General features: G+C 34.6%; 19 protein-coding genes. 18 read left to right on the top strand and 1 reads right to left on the bottom strand.

The window, feature by feature from the left end; all coding sequences use genetic code 11:
* The first annotated feature begins 22 nt into the window (after nucleotides 1-22).
* The 14 genes from AC1RPX_RS02595 (at nucleotide 23) to purD (ending at nucleotide 14,197) form a co-directional block, all read left to right on the top strand.
* Nucleotides 23-625, top strand: a complete 603-nt coding sequence (locus AC1RPX_RS02595; RefSeq protein ID WP_481761295.1) for a nitroreductase family protein — start codon at nucleotides 23-25, stop codon at nucleotides 623-625.
* A gap of 124 nt (nucleotides 626-749) precedes the next feature.
* Nucleotides 750-1,142 carry an EbsA family protein gene (locus AC1RPX_RS02590; RefSeq protein ID WP_481761296.1) on the top strand — a complete coding sequence of 131 codons (393 nt, stop codon included), beginning with the start codon at nucleotides 750-752 and terminating at the stop codon, nucleotides 1,140-1,142.
* 175 nt (nucleotides 1,143-1,317) lie between these two features.
* Nucleotides 1,318-1,803, top strand: coding sequence for a 5-(carboxyamino)imidazole ribonucleotide mutase (purE, locus tag AC1RPX_RS02585; protein ID WP_481761297.1), 486 nt, complete (start codon nucleotides 1,318-1,320; stop codon nucleotides 1,801-1,803).
* A complete protein-coding gene (purK, locus tag AC1RPX_RS02580) occupies nucleotides 1,796-2,917 on the top strand; it encodes a 5-(carboxyamino)imidazole ribonucleotide synthase (RefSeq protein ID WP_481761298.1) in 1,122 nt (373 codons plus the stop codon). The genes purE and purK overlap by 8 nt, the downstream gene beginning before the upstream one ends.
* Before the next feature lie 15 nt (nucleotides 2,918-2,932).
* The gene (gene purB, locus AC1RPX_RS02575; RefSeq protein ID WP_481761299.1) at nucleotides 2,933-4,228 is read left to right on the top strand and encodes an adenylosuccinate lyase; all 1,296 of its coding nucleotides are present in this window, start codon (nucleotides 2,933-2,935) and stop codon (nucleotides 4,226-4,228) included.
* A gap of 200 nt (nucleotides 4,229-4,428) precedes the next feature.
* Entirely contained in the window at nucleotides 4,429-5,148 is a 720-nt protein-coding gene (gene purC, locus AC1RPX_RS02570) for a phosphoribosylaminoimidazolesuccinocarboxamide synthase (protein ID WP_481761407.1), read from the top strand.
* The gene (purS, locus tag AC1RPX_RS02565) at nucleotides 5,148-5,399 is read left to right on the top strand and encodes a phosphoribosylformylglycinamidine synthase subunit PurS (RefSeq protein ID WP_409022561.1); all 252 of its coding nucleotides are present in this window, start codon (nucleotides 5,148-5,150) and stop codon (nucleotides 5,397-5,399) included. The genes purC and purS overlap by 1 nt, the downstream gene beginning before the upstream one ends.
* A 2-nt stretch (nucleotides 5,400-5,401) precedes the next feature.
* Nucleotides 5,402-6,076, top strand: coding sequence for a phosphoribosylformylglycinamidine synthase subunit PurQ (gene purQ, locus AC1RPX_RS02560; RefSeq protein ID WP_481761300.1), 675 nt, complete (start codon nucleotides 5,402-5,404; stop codon nucleotides 6,074-6,076).
* A gap of 1 nt (nucleotide 6,077) precedes the next feature.
* The gene (purL, locus tag AC1RPX_RS02555) at nucleotides 6,078-8,300 is read left to right on the top strand and encodes a phosphoribosylformylglycinamidine synthase subunit PurL (RefSeq protein ID WP_481761301.1); all 2,223 of its coding nucleotides are present in this window, start codon (nucleotides 6,078-6,080) and stop codon (nucleotides 8,298-8,300) included.
* Nucleotides 8,285-9,715: an amidophosphoribosyltransferase gene (gene purF / locus AC1RPX_RS02550; protein ID WP_481761302.1), complete on the top strand. Its 1,431-nt coding sequence runs from the start codon at nucleotides 8,285-8,287 to the stop codon at nucleotides 9,713-9,715. Before purL ends, purF begins: the two co-directional genes overlap by 16 nt.
* Before the next feature lie 10 nt (nucleotides 9,716-9,725).
* Nucleotides 9,726-10,760, top strand: a complete 1,035-nt coding sequence (purM, locus tag AC1RPX_RS02545) for a phosphoribosylformylglycinamidine cyclo-ligase (RefSeq protein WP_481761303.1) — start codon at nucleotides 9,726-9,728, stop codon at nucleotides 10,758-10,760.
* Nucleotide 10,761: 1 nt separating this feature from the next.
* Nucleotides 10,762-11,340 (top strand): phosphoribosylglycinamide formyltransferase, encoded by a 579-nt coding sequence (gene purN / locus AC1RPX_RS02540; protein ID WP_481761304.1) that lies wholly within the window; start codon nucleotides 10,762-10,764, stop codon nucleotides 11,338-11,340.
* 4 nt (nucleotides 11,341-11,344) lie between these two features.
* The gene (purH, locus tag AC1RPX_RS02535; protein WP_481761305.1) at nucleotides 11,345-12,883 is read left to right on the top strand and encodes a bifunctional phosphoribosylaminoimidazolecarboxamide formyltransferase/IMP cyclohydrolase; all 1,539 of its coding nucleotides are present in this window, start codon (nucleotides 11,345-11,347) and stop codon (nucleotides 12,881-12,883) included.
* A 51-nt stretch (nucleotides 12,884-12,934) separates the two neighbouring features.
* A complete protein-coding gene (gene purD, locus AC1RPX_RS02530) occupies nucleotides 12,935-14,197 on the top strand; it encodes a phosphoribosylamine--glycine ligase (RefSeq protein WP_481761306.1) in 1,263 nt (420 codons plus the stop codon).
* 62 nt (nucleotides 14,198-14,259) lie between these two features.
* Here purD and AC1RPX_RS02525 read toward each other — a convergent pair whose 3' ends face one another.
* The gene (locus AC1RPX_RS02525) at nucleotides 14,260-14,466 is read right to left on the bottom strand and encodes a cold shock domain-containing protein (protein ID WP_409022794.1); all 207 of its coding nucleotides are present in this window, start codon (nucleotides 14,464-14,466) and stop codon (nucleotides 14,260-14,262) included.
* A 137-nt stretch (nucleotides 14,467-14,603) separates the two neighbouring features.
* Between AC1RPX_RS02525 and AC1RPX_RS02520 the strand changes: the two genes are divergently transcribed.
* The 4 genes from AC1RPX_RS02520 to pyrR all read left to right on the top strand — a co-directional run bounded on the left by AC1RPX_RS02520 (nucleotide 14,604) and on the right by pyrR (nucleotide 18,322).
* Nucleotides 14,604-16,262, top strand: coding sequence for a formate--tetrahydrofolate ligase (locus tag AC1RPX_RS02520; RefSeq protein ID WP_481761307.1), 1,659 nt, complete (start codon nucleotides 14,604-14,606; stop codon nucleotides 16,260-16,262).
* Nucleotides 16,263-16,284: 22 nt separating this feature from the next.
* On the top strand, nucleotides 16,285-16,728 hold the full coding sequence (gene lspA / locus AC1RPX_RS02515; protein WP_481761308.1) for a signal peptidase II: 444 nt from the start codon (nucleotides 16,285-16,287) through the stop codon (nucleotides 16,726-16,728).
* A complete protein-coding gene (locus AC1RPX_RS02510; protein ID WP_409022551.1) occupies nucleotides 16,725-17,630 on the top strand; it encodes an RluA family pseudouridine synthase in 906 nt (301 codons plus the stop codon). Before lspA ends, AC1RPX_RS02510 begins: the two co-directional genes overlap by 4 nt.
* 146 nt (nucleotides 17,631-17,776) lie before the next feature.
* Nucleotides 17,777-18,322: a bifunctional pyr operon transcriptional regulator/uracil phosphoribosyltransferase PyrR gene (gene pyrR / locus AC1RPX_RS02505; protein WP_481761309.1), complete on the top strand. Its 546-nt coding sequence runs from the start codon at nucleotides 17,777-17,779 to the stop codon at nucleotides 18,320-18,322.
* Nucleotides 18,323-18,367: the final 45 nt, after the last annotated feature.

Raw genomic sequence — 18,367 nt, 5'->3', positions numbered from 1 at the left:
AATAGAGAAGGGGAAATTAATTATGAAAACTCAATTATTAGATCTTATGGAACAACGTCGTTCAATTTACGCTTTAGGGGATAAAGTAAGTCAAACACCTGATGAAATTACTGGTGTTATCGAGGATGCTATAAAGAAATCACCAACATCATTCAATAATCAAACAATTAGAGCAGCAATTTTATATGGTAAAAATTCAGACATGGTTTGGGATATCGTTGAAAAACGTCTTAAATCTGAGGTTCCTAATGCTGAAGCATATAAGAAAACTCAAGAAAAGATTGCAACATTCCGTGCTGGATTTGGAACAATATTATACTTTATAGATACTGATGTTGTTGCTCAAAATGAAAAAGATTTTGCTTTATACGCTGATAACTTCAGAGTTTGGGCAGAACAAGGTTTGGGCGGTGCTCAACAAAGTGTTTGGACAGTATTAGCTGAAAATGGTATTGGCGCAAGTTTACAACATTATAATCCACTTATTGATACTGAAATTAAAAATGCGTTTAATATCCCTGGAAACTGGGAATTACGTGCACAAATGCCATTTGGTTCAATTGAAGCAGCGGCAGGAGATAAAGATTTCATGTTAGATGATGACAGATTCTTAGTTATTAAATAATAGTTCAAAAAGATGAAACTTAAGGTTTCATCTTTTTTTATGGAAAAATATAGAATATCTGATCAATTATGTTAAGCTTTAAATATAGAAGAATAATTTTATTGTGTTAGAGGAGATCATAAGCATGAAAAAATATCAAAAAACATATTTTTATCAACCCGAGCTAGCTAAAACGGTTATTTTATGGTCATGGACGTTCTGCTTATTTTTAGGTAGTTTATTATTATGGTTAGAGATAACAACATTACAAATTTGGACAATTGTTTTATTTATACTTTTTCTTATTGTATCAATTGTTCAAATCTTGAATCGTAAATTAATAGTTGACGACAAAAATATTAAGTTAACTAAGGTTATTCGAAAACATAATGAAATAATTGAAATTTCCGCAATAAAACAAGTTAAATTAAGAAGATTTGGACTATCTTTTTATTTAGCCAATAGTAAAAAGTCAGTTGTTTTGAATTCTAGAAGCAAGTTACAATTATACACGGACCTTAAAAAGGGAAATAAATGATGCCAATAGGTGTCATTTATTTTTTTATAAAAAAGAAATATTAAAAAGAGAAATAGCTTGAATATCCATTAAAATACGAACTATTTTTATTAATTTTTTAATTTCGTCCTTTTTTTGCTTTGACACAACGCTGAGTTGTTGATAGAATAGGTTTATTAAATTTGGAGGTAATCGAATGGCAAAGATAGCAATTGTAATGGGATCGATTTCCGACTGGACCACAATGAAATTTACGGCTAATTTATTAGATGAACTTGATATTGAGTATGATAAAAAAGTTATTTCGGCACATCGAATGCCAATAGAAATGATTAAATTTGCAGAAAGTGCGGATAAAAATGGGTATGAAGTTATTATTGCTGGTGCGGGTGGTGCCGCACATTTACCAGGAATGATTGCAGCTTCAACCGTCATCCCTGTAGTAGGCGTTCCGGTGCAGTCCCATGCGCTAAATGGAATAGACTCTTTACTGTCAATTGTTCAGATGCCTGCGGGAACACCCGTAGCAACTATGGCAATTGGTAAAGCAGGTGCAACAAATGCCGGCATCTTTGCCGCAAAAATTTGTGCCTTAAGTGATTCAACTATAAAAGATAATTTAAAGTCATATCAATTATCACTCCATCAAAAATCTTTGGAAAGTAGTGATTTACTTGATTAAAAGGATATTACCAGGACAAACAATTGGTATTATTGGTGGTGGTCAGCTAGGACAAATGATGACAACGTCTGCAAAAGAAATGGGTTATCGTGTGATTATATTAGATCCGCAAAAAGATTGCCCAGCTGCTCAGGTTGCGGACAAACAAGTGATTGCAGATTATGACGATGAGATTGCTATTTTAAATCTTGCAAAAATGTGTGATGTACTAACGTTTGAGTTTGAAAATGTAGATGCTGATACGATTGATGCAGCAAAGCAATATTGCTATGTTCCACAAGGGTCGACTGCACTGCGTATTTCACAAGATAGAATTAGTGAGAAACAATTTTTGGAAGCTCATAATTATCCAATCGCACCATTTAAATTAATACAAAGTTTTGATGATTTAGAAAATGCCATTAAAATAACTGGGTACCCATCAATTTTAAAAACGATTCGTGGCGGATATGATGGTAAAGGACAAGTTATTTTAAAGACAAGTGCTGATTTGATTGAAGCGGGAAAATTGATTCAAAATAGAACATGCGTGTTAGAAGGCTTTGTTCAGTTTGATCGTGAAGTTTCCGTTATCATTGCTAGAAATGAATTAGGCCAACAAAGTATTTTTCCGATTATCGAAAATCAACATCGTCATAATATTTTACATGAGAGTTCTTGTCCGAGTCGTTTATCGATTGAGACAAGAAAAGAAGTTGAAATTATTGCAAGTCAAATTGCTGATGATTGTTTGTCTGTTGGAACAATGGGGATTGAATTTTTTGTTTCAGATTCAGGTGGCGTTTATGTTAATGAAATTGCACCTAGACCACATAATTCCGGACATTTAACAATTGAGGCCTGTTCCTTATCACAATTTGAAGCGCATATTAGAGGAATTTGTAATTTACCAATGTTAAAACCACAGTTGTTAAGTCATGCTATTATGATTAATATTTTGGGACAACATGTCCAGTCAGTATTAAATGAAATTCAAAATGAAGGTCAATGGCGGTTTCATTTTTATGGTAAAAATGAAGCAAAACAAGATCGTAAGATGGGTCATGTAACGATATTAACCGATAATATTGAGCAAGCTAAAATTGATGTATATCAAACGAAAATTTGGGATTAAGAGAGGAAGATAAAAATGATTGATCGTTATACAAATGCTGAGATGGGTGCCATATGGTCAGATGAAAATAAATATAAAGCTTGGTTAGAAGTTGAAACATTAGCTAGTGAGGCTTGGGTTGAACTAGGCCATGTTCCAGCAGAAGACGCTGAAAAAATTCGTAAAAATGCTAGTTTTGATATTGATCGTATTTTAGAAATTGAACAAGAAACAAAGCATGATGTCGTTGCCTTTACAAGAGCTGTCTCAGAATCTCTAGGGGAAGAACGTAAGTGGGTTCATTATGGATTAACTTCTACAGATGTAGTTGATACAGCGTATGGATCTATTTTAAAACAGGCTAATGAAATTTTGCGTAAGGATATTGAAGAATTTATGGCTGTTTTAGCTGATAAAGCAGTTGAATATAAAGATACTGTTATGATGGGTAGAACACACGGTGTACATGCTGAACCAACAACATTTGGATTGAAAATTGCATTGTGGTATTCTGAAATGAAACGTCATCAAATTCGTTTTAATGATGCAGCATTAGATGTTGAAGCTGGAAAAATTAGTGGTGCTGTAGGAACATTTGCCAATATCCCAATGTTTGTGGAAACTTATGTTTGTGAGCATCTTGGAATTAGACCTCAAGAAATATCGACACAAGTCTTACCACGAGATTTACATGCTAATTATGTTTCTGAGATGGCTCTTCTTGCAACATCGATTGAAAAAATGGCAACAGAAATTCGTGGATTACAAAAAAGTGAGACACGAGAAGTTGAAGAATATTTCGCTAAAGGCCAAAAAGGTTCATCAGCTATGCCACATAAACGTAATCCAATTGGTTCAGAAAATATTACAGGGTTAGCGCGTGTCATTCGAGGACATATGGTCACTGCCTTCGAAGATGTTACATTATGGCATGAACGAGATATTTCACATAGCTCTGCAGAACGTATTATATTACCCGATACAACTATTTTATTAGATTACATGCTACGTCGCTTTACAAAAATAGTTAAAGAATTAACAGTATTTCCGGAAAATATGAAAAAAAATATGGACCGTACTTTTGGTCTTATTTACAGCCAAAGAGTTTTACTTAAATTAATTGATAGTGGCATGTCTAGAGAGGCTGCATATGATTTAATTCAACCTAAGACGGCAATCTCTTGGGATCAACAAATACAGTTCCGTCCCTTATTAGAAGCAGATGAACAAATAATGTCTGCATTAACTCAAGCAGACTTAGATGATGCTTTTGATTATCATTATCATATTAGAAATGTTGATGCTATTTTCGAACGAATTGGTCTCATTTAAAGAAATATGTAAACCATAAAGTTATTTTAATAGCTTTATGGTTTTTTGTTTGCCATAATACGAACTTTAAATTAAAAAAATATAAAAATAATCGTATTTTACCTTGATAAATTATATAGTAATTGTTAAACTATATTTGTAAAGAACGAACTATTTAGTTAAAAAGTATATTTTTATATGTTTTTATTCTTAAGGGGGCTATTCGCTTGGATCAATTGATTTACGAAGGAAAAGCTAAAGATGTTTATCAAACTAATGATGAAGAAGTATTAAGAATGGTATACAAAAACCAAGCTACCGCACTTAATGGTAAACGGAAAGAAGAAATATTAGGTAAGGGATTATTAAGCCATCAAATATCTGATATTATTTTTTCTTATTTAATGGCAAACGGTATTAAAACACATTTCATTGAAGATGTTTCTAAAACCGAACAATTAGTTAAAAAAGTTGAAATAATTCCAATTGAAGTTGTTTTACGAAATACTATTGCAGGTAGTTTTGCTCGTAAATTTGATCAAGTTGAAGGAACTAAATTAACAGTTCCTGTTATTGAATACTATTATAAGAATGATGCTCTAGACGATCCTGGAATAAATGAGTCACAAATTTTTGCGTTAAATTTTGCGACTAAAATAGAAATGGACGAAATAAAGAAACAAGTCCTTCATATTAATCAGCTACTGTATAAATTATTTAAAGACATCAATATTGATTTAATTGATTTTAAACTTGAATTCGGTCGGTATCATGGGGAACTTATTTTGGCAGATGAATTTTCACCTGATAATGCACGTTTATGGGATTCGAAGACACATAAATCATTAGATAAGGATATTTTCAGAAAAAACCAAGGTAGCATTATTCCAGTATATCAAGATGTTTTAAACCGACTAAAAAATCGAAATGAGGTCAAATAATGTATAGTGTAAAAGTTTACGTTACATATAAAGAATCAGTTTTAGATCCGCAAGGTCAAGCTGTTAATGAAGCGATTAACCGATTAGGATTCTCAGGTGTTAGTGACGTTCGAGTTGGTAAATATTTTGTGTTAAAGGTTGAAGCAACTGAATTAGAGATAGACCAAAAAATTGATGCGATTTGTGATAAATTATTAGCTAATCCAAATATGGAGCAATATCGTTACGAACTTGAAAAAGTGGAGGCTTAATCATGAAATTTGCAGTTGTTGTATTTCCTGGTTCAAATTGTGATTATGATTTACTTCACGCTATTCGGGATGGTTTACATGAACAAGCTGAGTTTGTGTCGTATACAGAGGAATCTCTTGATGGTTTTGATGGTGTATTACTTCCAGGTGGATTTTCATACGGCGATTACTTAAGAAGTGGGGCAATTGCCAGTTTATCACCCATTATGAATGAAGTGAGACGTTTTGCGGATGAAGGTAAACTAGTGTTTGGAACCTGTAATGGATTTCAAATGTTAACGGAAATGCAACTACTTCCAGGTGCATTAATTCAAAATAAAAATATTAAATTTATTTGTAAGCCAGTTACTTTGGAAATTGTTAATAATCAAACGCGTTTTACAACTGATTATAAAACGCAAACGACAATTGAATTACCAATTGCTCATGGCGAGGGTAATTATTATTGTGATGATGAAACATTAGCTTCTCTTAAGAAAAATAATCAAATTATTTTTAGATATCAAGATAACCCAAATGGAAGTATTGATAATATTGCTGGAATTATTAATGAGCGTGGAAATGTACTTGGTATGATGCCGCATCCAGAACGTGCTATTGAAGCATTGCTCGGTTCAACGGACGGCCTAAATTTATTTAAATCGATGTTAACGACATACACAGAGGGAGTGGGTTAATTTGGTTACAAAACAAGAACCGACGGCACAAATAATTGAAGATACCAAATTATATCAAAATTGGGGATTAACTGATTCAGAATATAAGTTAATTAAAGATGATATTTTAAGTCGTCAACCTAACTATACTGAAACTGGTTTATTTTCAGTAATGTGGAGTGAGCATTGTTCTTACAAAAATTCCCGCCCCGTTTTAAAACATTTTCCAAATTCTGGGCCGCAAGTTTTACAAGGACCTGGAGAAGGTGCTGGTGTTATTGATATTGGTGATGGTAAAGCAGTTGTATTTAAAGCTGAAAGCCATAATCATCCCTCAGCTGTTGAACCCTATGAAGGTGCCGCAACAGGTGTCGGCGGTATTATCAGAGATATTTTTTCAATGGGGGCAACACCTATTGCACTTCTTGACAGTTTACGTTTCGGTGAACTAGATAATGAGCACACTAAGTATCTTGTTTCAGAAATTGTAGCTGGTATCGGAGGATACGGTAACTGTATTGGTATTCCAACTGTTGGTGGAGAAATAGGATTTGATCCTTGTTATGAGGGTAACCCACTAGTAAATGCAATGTGTGTTGGACTGATTGATCATAAAAATATTCAAAAAGGCCAGGCAAAAGGTGATGGAAATCTAGTTATTTATGTTGGTGCTAAAACGGGTCGTGATGGTATTCATGGGGCAACGTTTGCTTCTGATGAATTTGCTGATGATAAAGAAACACAGCGTTCAGCTGTTCAAGTTGGTGATCCATTCATGGAAAAATTATTAATGGATGCTTGTCTCGAACTTATTCTAGATCATCCAGACTGGTTAGTTGGTATTCAAGATATGGGAGCTGCTGGATTAGTTTCGTCAACTGCTGAAATGGCCTCGAAAGCTAAATCAGGGATGGTACTTGATTTAGATAACGTTCCACAACGTGAAACTAATATGTCTGCTTACGAAATGATGTTATCTGAATCTCAAGAACGGATGGTTCTTTGTATTAAACCTGAATTTGAAACTAAAGTTATCAATTTATTTAAAAAATATGATTTAGAAGCCGTTAATATCGGGTATGTAACAGAAAATACGGATTATGTTTTAATACATGAGGGAAAAATTGTTGCTAATATTCCCGTTGATTCTTTAGCAAGTGATGCACCAGTCTATCATAAGGAACAAAAAGAACCTGCAAGAATCAGCAAATTTAAAGCGCAGTCTGATTTTATACCTGAAATAGAAAATACGAAGCAAACTTGGTTAGATTTGTTACAACAACCAACAATCGCATCCAAAAAATCATTGTACGAAACGTACGATTCTCAAGTTAAAGTCAATACAGTGGTTAGACCTGGTAGTGATGCAGGTGTTATTCGAATTAGAGAAACTAATAAGGCACTCGCAATGACAACAGATTGTAATGCGCGTTATATTTACTTGAATCCTAAGGTTGGTGGTCAAATTGCTGTTTCTGAAGCAGCGCGTAACATAGTTGCATCTGGTGGACAACCACTCGCTATTACAGATTGCTTAAATTATGGACGTCCTGAAAATCCAGAAATTTTTTGGGAATTTGATCAAAGTGCTATCGGTATTTCTGAAGCATGTGACTTATTTAATACACCTGTTATTTCTGGTAATGTCTCTTTATATAATGAATTTAATGAACAAGCCATTTATCCAACGCCAATGATTGGAATGGTTGGTTTAATTAAAGATGTTAAAAATATAACAACGCAAGATTTTAAACATGCTAATGATTTAATTTATTTAGTGGGTACAACTTATAATGATTTTAATGGTTCAGAAATTCAGAAAATGACTACTAACGAGATTTCCGGAGATATTAAACATTTTGATTTAAAGACTGAACAAAGTAACCAAGCGTTTGTTTTAGAAGCTATCGAATCTGGTTTAGTCGAAAGTGCACATGATTTATCTGAAGGTGGTCTAGCCGTTGCTTTAAGTGAATCCGTATTTAAAAACGATTTAGGTATTGATATTAATGTAAATATGACAGATGCACAACTTTTCTCAGAATCACAATCGCGATTCATTTTATCGATTAAATCAGAAAATAAGACAGATTTTGAAAATTTAATGAATCAAACTGCTGAAAAAATTGGCTGTGTTACAGCAGACCAATTAATTAACGTGACGACAAAAGGGAGTAAGATAACTCTTACAACTTCTGAAGCCAAACAAGTTTGGGAGGATGCAATTCCGTGCCTAATGAAATAAGAAGTTTAAATGAAGAATGTGGTGTTTTTGGTGTTTGGGGAAATGAAGATGCAAATCAGATTACCTATTTTGGTCTGCATAGTTTACAACATCGCGGCCAAGAAGGTGCAGGAATTGTATCAAATGATGAAGGTAAACTAATTGGTTATAGAGGATTAGGATTACTATCAGATGTTTTTAGAAATCCTGAAAAAATAAAAAAATTAACCGGTAATGCAGCTATTGGACATGTACGTTATGCAACGGCCGGTAGTAACGGAATTGATAACATTCAGCCATTTTTATTTGATTTTTACGATACACAGTTTGCCTTAGCCCATAATGGTAATTTAACTAATGCGGTAACGCTTAGAAATGAGTTAGAGCAAGATGGGGCTATTTTCAAATCAAGTTCGGATTCAGAGGTTTTGATGCACTTAATTCGTCGTTCATCACAAGACACTTTGCATGAACAGGTTAAAGACGCATTAAATCAAGTACATGGTGGGTTTGCTTACTTATTAATGACGTCAAACTACATGATTGCGGCACTTGATCCAAATGGATTTAGACCACTATCTATTGGTCAAATGGTAAATGGTGCTTACGTCGTTGCAAGTGAAACCTGTGCTTTAGATTCTGTTGGGGCAGAATTCGTTCGCGATGTGAACCCTGGTGAAATCGTCACTATTACTGACGAAGGGCTATCAATTGACGTTTATACAACTGAAACTAAAATGTCAATTTGTTCAATGGAATATATTTATTTTGCAAGACCGGATTCGGATATTTGTGGGATTAATGTCCATTCTGCTCGTAAAAGAATGGGTCGCAAACTAGCACGAGAAACGGGTATTGATGCAGATATGGTTATTGGTGTACCAAATTCCTCATTGTCTGCAGCTAGTGGTTATGCAGAAGAAAGTGGCATTCCTTATGAAATGGGATTAGTTAAAAATCAATATATTGGCCGGACCTTTATTCAACCCACCCAAAGACTTAGAGAACAAGGGGTGCGAATGAAATTATCAGCTGTTAAAAGCGTGGTTAAGGGTAAAAAGATTATTTTAGTCGATGATTCAATTGTTCGGGGGACAACGAGTAAACACATTGTTAGATTGTTAAAAGAAGCTGGAGCTGCTGAAGTTCATTTGCGAATTGCGTCACCACCTCTTAAATACCCTTGTTTTTATGGGATTGATATTCAAAAGCAATCTGAATTAATTGCCGCAAATAAATCAATTGAAGAAATGAAGGCTATTATTGGGGCAGACTCATTAGCATTTCTAAGTGAAGCTGGATTAATTGCTTCAATTGGTTTGAATTTAGATGCCCCATATTCAGGACTATGTATGGCTTACTTTAATGGTGATTATCCAACGCCATTATATGATTACGAGGATGAGTATTTAGCAAACTTAACGACAGAAAAGTGAGGACTTCAAAATGGTAAATGCTTATCAAAAATCGGGTGTTGATGTGAATGCAGGGTATGACGTCGTTAATCGAATTAATAAACAAATGTCACTGGTAAATGAAACAAGTTCAGTTGGTGGATTTGGAGGACTCTTTGATCTCAGTCGATTAGGTATTATAGAGCCACTTATGGTTTCAGGTACTGATGGCGTTGGCACCAAATTGATGGTTGCCTTTGAAACAAATCGACATGACACAATTGGGATTGATTGTGTGGCTATGTGTGTTAATGACATTGTTGCTCAGGGTGCAACGCCTCTATACTTTTTGGACTACTTAGCGACTGGCAAAACTGAACCTCAAAAAATTGAAAGTATTATTTCTGGGGTAATTAAAGGATGTCAAACAGCACATATGAATCTTATTGGTGGTGAAACAGCTGAAATGCCAGGGATGTATCAAAAAACACATTATGATATGGCCGGATTTGCGGTTGGTGTTGTTGAAAAAAGTCAATTAATAGATGGTCATTCAATTCAAGAAAATGACATTTTAATTGGAATTTCGTCAACCGGTATTCATTCAAATGGATTCTCACTTGTTAGAAAGATATTTCTTGAAGACATGGCTTTTAATTTAGATGAAGCTTTACCAGAAATACCTAATGAATCACTTGCTGAAATATTAATGACACCAACAAAAATTTATGTAGATGATCTGATTCCTTTATTTCAAGATAATTTGATTAAAGGCGCAGCACATATTACAGGTGGTGGCTTTATTGAAAATATACCAAGAATGTTACCAGAAGGGCTAAAAGCAACAATTAATCTAGGATTATGGCCAGTACTACCAATTTTTGATGCCATCTCTAGATACGGTGAGATACCCCATTCAGAGATGTATGAAATTTTTAATATGGGTATTGGAATGGTTTTGGCTGTTGATAAAGCTAACGTTGAACAGGTGCTGACACAATTAAATAAAGAAACTGTACACGCTTATGAAATAGGCAGTATAGAAATTAAAAATACTGATCAAACGGTCGAATTGGTAGGTAAATAAAATGGTCAAAGTAGCAATTTTTGCATCAGGGACCGGTTCTAATTTTGAATTTATTGCAGATAATCAGGCATTAAAAGATGCAGGATTAGAAATTGAAGTTTTAGTTTGTGATCGACCAAAAGCGGCTGTCATTAAAAAGGCAGCACGTAGAGGAATTCCAACCTTTATTATTCAACCTAAAGACTTTGAAAATCGTAGTCATTATGAACAAGTGATTGTTAATGAATTAGCTAAGTATCAAATCGACACCATTTTATTGGCGGGTTATATGCGTGTGATTACAAGTACATTATTGAGTAAGTATCCGATGGAAATTATTAATATTCATCCCGCAATGTTACCCCTTTTTCCAGGTATTCATGGAATTGAGGATGCGTATAAGGCAGGTGTTAGTGTAACTGGTGTGACGATACACTACATTGACGAAGGTGTTGATACGGGGCCAATTATAGCGCAACAAAGTATTCCTATTTTACCAAATGAAACACTTGAACAATTGGAAAGTAAGATTCATGATGTTGAACACCAACTATATCCAAAGGTGATTCTAAATTTATTAAACAATAAAAAGGGAGATTAATAAGATGAAAAGAGCTTTGATAAGTGTATCTGATAAAACTGGTGTTGCAGACTTCGCTCAGGGATTAATCAAACGTGGATTTGAAATTATTTCAACTGGTGGTACGTTTAATATTTTAAAGGATGCCGATATCGCTGTAATTAGAATTGAAGATGTGACTCACTTTCCAGAAATGCTTGATGGACGAGTTAAAACATTACACCCAATGATTCATGGTGGGTTATTAGCAAGGCGTGACAATCCAGCTCATATGGCTAAATTAGAAGAAGAACATATTGCCTTAATCGATTTAGTTTGTGTAAACTTATATCCCTTTAAAGAAACGATTGAAAAACCTGGTATTACTGAGTCAGAAGCTATTGAGCAAATCGATATTGGTGGGCCTTCAATGTTGCGTTCTGCTGCCAAAAATTTTGAATCTGTTTATGTTGTTGTCGATAAAGCTGATTATCCGTCTGTTTTAGATAAACTCGATGATGATAAAATGGATAATCAGTTTCGTCGACAATTAGCAGCTAAAGCGTTTAGACACACGGCTGCATATGATACTTTAATATCATCTTATTTAACAAAAGAATTAGAAATTGAATTTCCTGAAAAATTGTCATTAACATATGATTTCAAACAAGGAATGCGTTATGGTGAAAATGCACATCAAAAAGCGGCTTTCTATCAATCAGCTTTACCAAATGCTTTTTCGATTGCTGCCGCTAAACAATTACATGGTAAAGAGTTATCGTATAACAATATTAAAGATGCCGACGCTGCTTTAAAAGTTGTCTCAGAATTTAAGCAACCTGCTGTCGTTGCGATGAAACATATGAATCCTTGTGGGGTTGGTACTGGAGAAACGATTAATGCTGCATGGAAAAAAGCATTTGATGCTGATAAAACGTCAATTTTCGGAGGCATTATTGCCTTAAATCGTGAAGTTGATTTAGAAACAGCAACTGAATTACATCATTTATTCCTTGAAATTATTATCGCACCAAACTTCACAGATGCTGCATATGATATTTTAGCTAAGAAGAAAAATCTTCGTGTTATGACAATTGATTTCAGTCAAAAGGACCAAGCTGATAAATATGAATATGTCTCAGTGATGGGTGGCTTACTTGTTCAAGAACGTGATCAAGTCATTGACCAAATGGAAGAATTAAAAACGGTAACTGAAAAATTACCAACAAGTGATGAAAAAGAAGCAATATTATTCGCTCAAAGAATTGTGAAGCATGTTAAGAGTAATGCGATTGTAATTGCAACTAAGGATCAAACACTTGGAATTGGTGCGGGTCAAATGAACCGTGTCGGATCGGTTAAAATTGCGTTAGAGCAAGCACTAGAACATGGGATGGTAGAACCATTTGTCTTAGCTTCAGATGCTTACTTCCCAATGGATGATAGTGTTGAATATGCTGCTGATCATGGTATTACGGCAATTATTCAACCGGGAGGGTCAATTAAAGACCAAGAGTCAATTGATATGGCTAATCGCAAAAATATTGCTATGGTATTTAGTGGCCGTCGTCATTTCAAACATTAAATTGTTAAAATGAGTCTATCTTTTTAACCTATGAAAGGATTATTTTAAATAATGAAAATTTTAGTTATTGGTTCTGGCGGACGTGAACATGCCATCGCACGTAAATTTATTGAAAGTGATACTGTCTCAGATGTTTACTGTTTACCCGGAAACCCTGGGATGAATAACAACGGGATTAAATCTGTGGGTATTGATATCACTAATTGGATTGGCATGACAACCTTTGTCCGTGAAAATGACATTGATTGGACTTTTGTTGGACCAGAAATTCCACTGATAGATGGCATAACTGATTTTTTTCGTGAAGAAAACCTAGTTATATATGGGCCTTCAAAAGCCGCTGCCCAGTTAGAGGGGTCAAAGGAATTTGCGAAACAAGTTATGGCGTCAGCCAATATCCCGACAGCTAACTATCAGACATTTACCGATTACCAGACTGCATTAGATTATATGACGCACCAATCATTCCCAATAGTTATTAAAGCAAATGGATTAGCTGGTGGTAAGGGCGTTATTATTGCTCAAGATCTATCAGAAGCAACTGATGCTTTGCGTTCATTTTTAGTCCAACAACAATTTAATACAACAGAAGTATTAATTGAAGAGTACCTTGAGGGTGAAGAATTTTCATTGATGGCATTTATTGATCGAGATAAAGTTTATCCGATGCCAATTTCTCAAGACCATAAACGGGCATTTGAGGGAGATAATGGTCCTAATACCGGCGGAATGGGCGCATATTGTCCAGTTCCACAAATTTCAGAAGATGTTGTTACGGAATCAATTGAAAAAATTGTTCAGCCAACAGCGGATGAAATGATGAAACGTGGTATTCCATTCACAGGTATTTTATATGTGGGAGTAATTTTAACTAAAGACGGTCCAAAAGTAATTGAATACAATGTTCGGTTTGGCGACCCCGAAACTGAAGTCGTATTACCAAGATTAAAAACGGATTTTGCATTAGTTATTTCAAAATTATTGCAGCATGAAAGTCCATCTTTACAATGGGAAACAGAGGGAATCACTCTAGGTGTCGTTATTGCCGCTGATGGGTATCCAGAAAATCCTGAAAAAAATATTACATTACCCAATTTAAGTGACTTTAAGTCACTTTCCAACAGAATTGATTTTGCAGGTGTAAAATTAGTTGATAAGAAATTAGTTAGTGCAGGTGGACGCATTTATATTATGCATGAATCAGGCGTAGACATGGCAGATGCACAACAGAAACTTTATCAGTTAATTGCTGATTTTGAAGCACACAAAACATTTTACAGAATGGATATTGGTTATAGGGCGAATCTAAAATAAAAAAACGTTCATGTTTACTTATAGTACAAGTAAGCATGAACGTTTTATGAGTTTATGACAGATTAATTAGTGACAATTGAAACATTTGCGGCCTGTAAACCACGGCTACCTTCTTTAATTTCAAATGTTACATTTTGACCAGTTCCAAGTACTTTAAATGCGTCAGATTGTATAGCGGTATAATGGACAAATATCTCTTTTTCATCACCATAAGCAATGAATCCATAACCTTTTTGTGCGCTAAACCATTCAACAATGCCAGATTCCATATCAAACGCCTCCCAAAATTGGTCGTAAAGTTTAAGTACTTCTACAGTATAGGTAACTTTAACCAGTAGTGCAACTAATGACAATCGCAGTTTTCTCAGTTATACTTAAAAGAACTTAATATGAAGGGATGATCAATTTGAACGATATAGAAATTGCACAAAAAAACGTGATGAAACCAATCGAAGAAGTAGCTAACGAGATTGGTTTGAAAAAAACTGATATTGAACCATATGGTAATTTTAAGGCAAAAATAAACTTACCTTTAGATTTACCTAAAAATAAAAATTCTAAGTTAATTCTCGTTACAGCAATTAGTCCCACTCCAGCTGGAGAAGGTAAATCAACCGTAACAGTTGGTTTAGGGGATGCTATGCATCGTTTGAATGAGAAAGTTATGATTGCTCTCAGAGAACCTTCTTTAGGTCCTGTTATGGGGATGAAGGGTGGCGCAACTGGTGGTGGTTATTCTCAAGTTGTCCCAATGGAAGATATTAATTTACACTTTACAGGTGATATGCATGCTTTAACAACTGCAAATAATACACTTGCTGCTTTGATTGATAATCATATTCAGCAAGGTAACGATTTAAAAATTGATCAAAGACGTATCATTTGGAAACGAGTACTTGATATTAACGATCGTGCATTACGCCATGTTGTAGTAGGCCTTGGTGGCCCAATGCAAGGGATACCTAGAGAAGATGGATTTGATATTACAGTTGCCAGTGAATTAATGGCTATTTTGTGTTTGTCAAAAGATATTAAAGATCTAAAATCAAGAATCAGTGATATTGTTGTAGCATACAATATAGATAAAAAACCAATTACAGTTGCTGATTTAGGTGTAACTGGTGCAATTAGTTTGTTATTAAAAGATGCAATTAAACCTAATTTAGTTCAGACTTTAGAGCATACACCTGCCATTATTCACGGCGGACCTTTTGCTAATATCGCACATGGCTGTAATAGTGTTCTTGCAACACAAACTGCCTTACAATTGGGCGACTATGCAATTACGGAAGCGGGATTTGGGGCTGACTTAGGTGCTGAAAAATTTCTTGATATCAAAACACCAATCTTAGGTAAGACACCTGATACAATTGTTCTTGTTGCTACAATCCGCGCTTTGAAAATGCATGGCGGAGTTGCTAAAACTGAATTGAATACTGAAAATGTTGCTGCTTTAAAAGCAGGATTTGTTAATTTAAAGAAGCATGTTGAAAGTATGCAGCGTTATGGCATTCCAGTTGTTGTTGCTATTAACAAGTTTACTGCTGATACAGATCTTGAAGTCCAAACTTTGATTGAACTTACCTCTGAAATTGGTGTTTCCGCTATACCTGCAGATGTTTGGGGACAAGGTGGTGCCGGTGCTCTTGATTTAGCAAAAAAGGTGATTGAAACAACGAATGAGATTCATGAATTTAAAGCATTGTACGAGGCTGATGATTCTGCTGAAACTAAAATTGAAAAAATTGTTAAAACGATTTATGGTGGCGCTAAAGTTGAATATGCACCTAAAGCAAAACAGCAATTACGTCAGTTTAAAGAATTGGGATGGGATAAATTACCTATTTGTATGGCAAAAACACAGTATTCATTGTCAGATAATGCTAAACTGTTAGGAGCACCTACGGAATTTACAATTCATATACGTGAATTTAATCCTAAATTAGGATCGCGTTTCTTAGTTGCACTAACTGGAAATGTCCTAACGATGCCTGGATTACCTAAAGATCCAGCTGCAAATCATATGGATATTGACGATAATGGCCTAATTTCAGGGTTATATTAATTAAGAATTAAGAGGATTTAATATGATTTTATATGCATTATTAGCAATAATTATTTTAGTTGTAGATCAAGTAGTGAAATACGTGGTTTCAGCTAATATTGCGTTGAACACGAGTCAAACAGTTATACCTAATTTTTTATCGATTGCTAATATTAGAAACGATGGTGCAGCTTGGAGTTTACTGGCTGGAAAACAATGGTTCTTTTTTATTGTTTCTGTTTTAGCATTAGGATTAATGATTTATTACTTTTATAAATATAGAACAAACATGGGCTATAAGTTCAGCATTACATTGATGATTGCTGGAACATTAGGCAACTTTATTGATCGATTGAGATTTGGTTATGTTGTTGATATGTTTCAAACAGATTTTGTTAACTTTCCAATTTTTAACGTGGCGGATACTGCGTTAACAGTTGGCGTTATCATTTTATTAATAATTGTTTTAAAGGAAGACGATAAATGACAGAATTAGTAATTCAAGATGAGACAGGACGTCTCGATAAGGTTATTGCGAAGTTAATGCCTGAAATATCTAGATCAAAAGTACAACGCTGGATTGAAAGTGGCGATATTTTAGTTAATGGTAAAACAGAAAAGACTAAATATGCCGTCCAACCAGGAGATAAAATTAATTTAGTAGAACCTGAACCAGTTGAGTTAGATTTAATACCACAAGATATCCCATTAGACATTGTTTATGAAGATGATGATGTTATTGTTGTGAATAAACCGCAAGGTATGGTTGTTCATCCATCACCGGGGCATGCAGATGGTACATTAGTTAATGCATTATTATTCCATAGTCCTTTATCAACAATTAATGGTGCCTTTAGACCAGGAATTGTTCATCGAATTGATAAGGATACTTCTGGACTTTTAATGGTTGCTAAAAATGATAAAGCACATCAATCATTAGCTGCTCAATTGAAAGCAAAAACGAATATTCGTGAATATATTGCTTTAGTACACCAACCGATTAAAGAAGAATCAGGAATTATTAAAGCACCACTCGGTCGTTCACCAAAAGATCGTATGAAGCAAGCGGTTGTTAAAGATGGACGTCCAGCAGTGACACATTTTAAAGTGGAAAAAAATTATGAAAACTACTCACTTATTAAGTGTCAGTTAGAAACAGGTCGTACACATCAAATTCGTGTTCACATGCAATATATTGGGCACCCAGTTGTAGGTGATCCCTTATATGGGTCACGTAAAACAATTAAAGGGCATGGTCAATTTTTACATGCAGCTAAGCTTGGATTTAAGCATCCAACAACGGGTAAAGAGCTTATTTTTGAAGTACCAATCCCACCTATTTTTAAAAGTACGCTGGATTATCTTGACAAAACAAACGCTATCAGGTAACATGAAAATCAATAAAGTTCCTTTAAAATAGTCCTGTGAGACTAAAAGGTAATGTGCGAATAGATTTCTTTTCTAGAAGTCTGCCTCTTAGTCTAAGTATTTTTAGATTAGGGGGCTTTTTTATTGGAAAAAAGGAGGAATACTAGATGGCAAAAGAAGTAGTAGATTCGTTAGGTATGAAACGTGCTTTAACCAGAATGACATACGAAATTATTGAAAAGAATAAAGGTATTGATAATCTGGTACTGATTGGAATCAAAACAAGAGGCATCTATTTAGCAAGACGAATTGCGGATCGCTTAAAACAACTTGAAGGTGCTGATGTTTCAGTGGGTTCACTAGATATTGCACTTTATCGTGATGACCGACATGATGCAAGTTTAGGTAATGAACCAACTGTTAATACGCAAGGTGAACAAATTGATTTTGATATTACAGGTAAGCAAGTTATATTAATTGATGATGTTTTATATACTGGACGTACAATTAGAGCTGCACTTGATGCTTTAATGGATCAAGGAAGACCTCAAACTATTAATTTAGCCGTTCTTGTTGATCGAGGCCATAGAGAATTACCAATAAGAGCTGATTATGTTGGGAAAAATATTCCTACCTCGTCAGATGAACAAGTATCAGTTTCAGTAGAAGAAATTGATGGCAAAGACTCAATTGAAATTGAAAGAATTAAATAATAAATCGTTAAGATGTTCCAGAGAGAGCAAACGATTTAGAAATCT

This window comes from Dellaglioa sp. CoH-56-MRSF-14, assembly GCF_056782115.1.
This window is presented reverse-complemented; position numbering and strand designations above follow the sequence as displayed.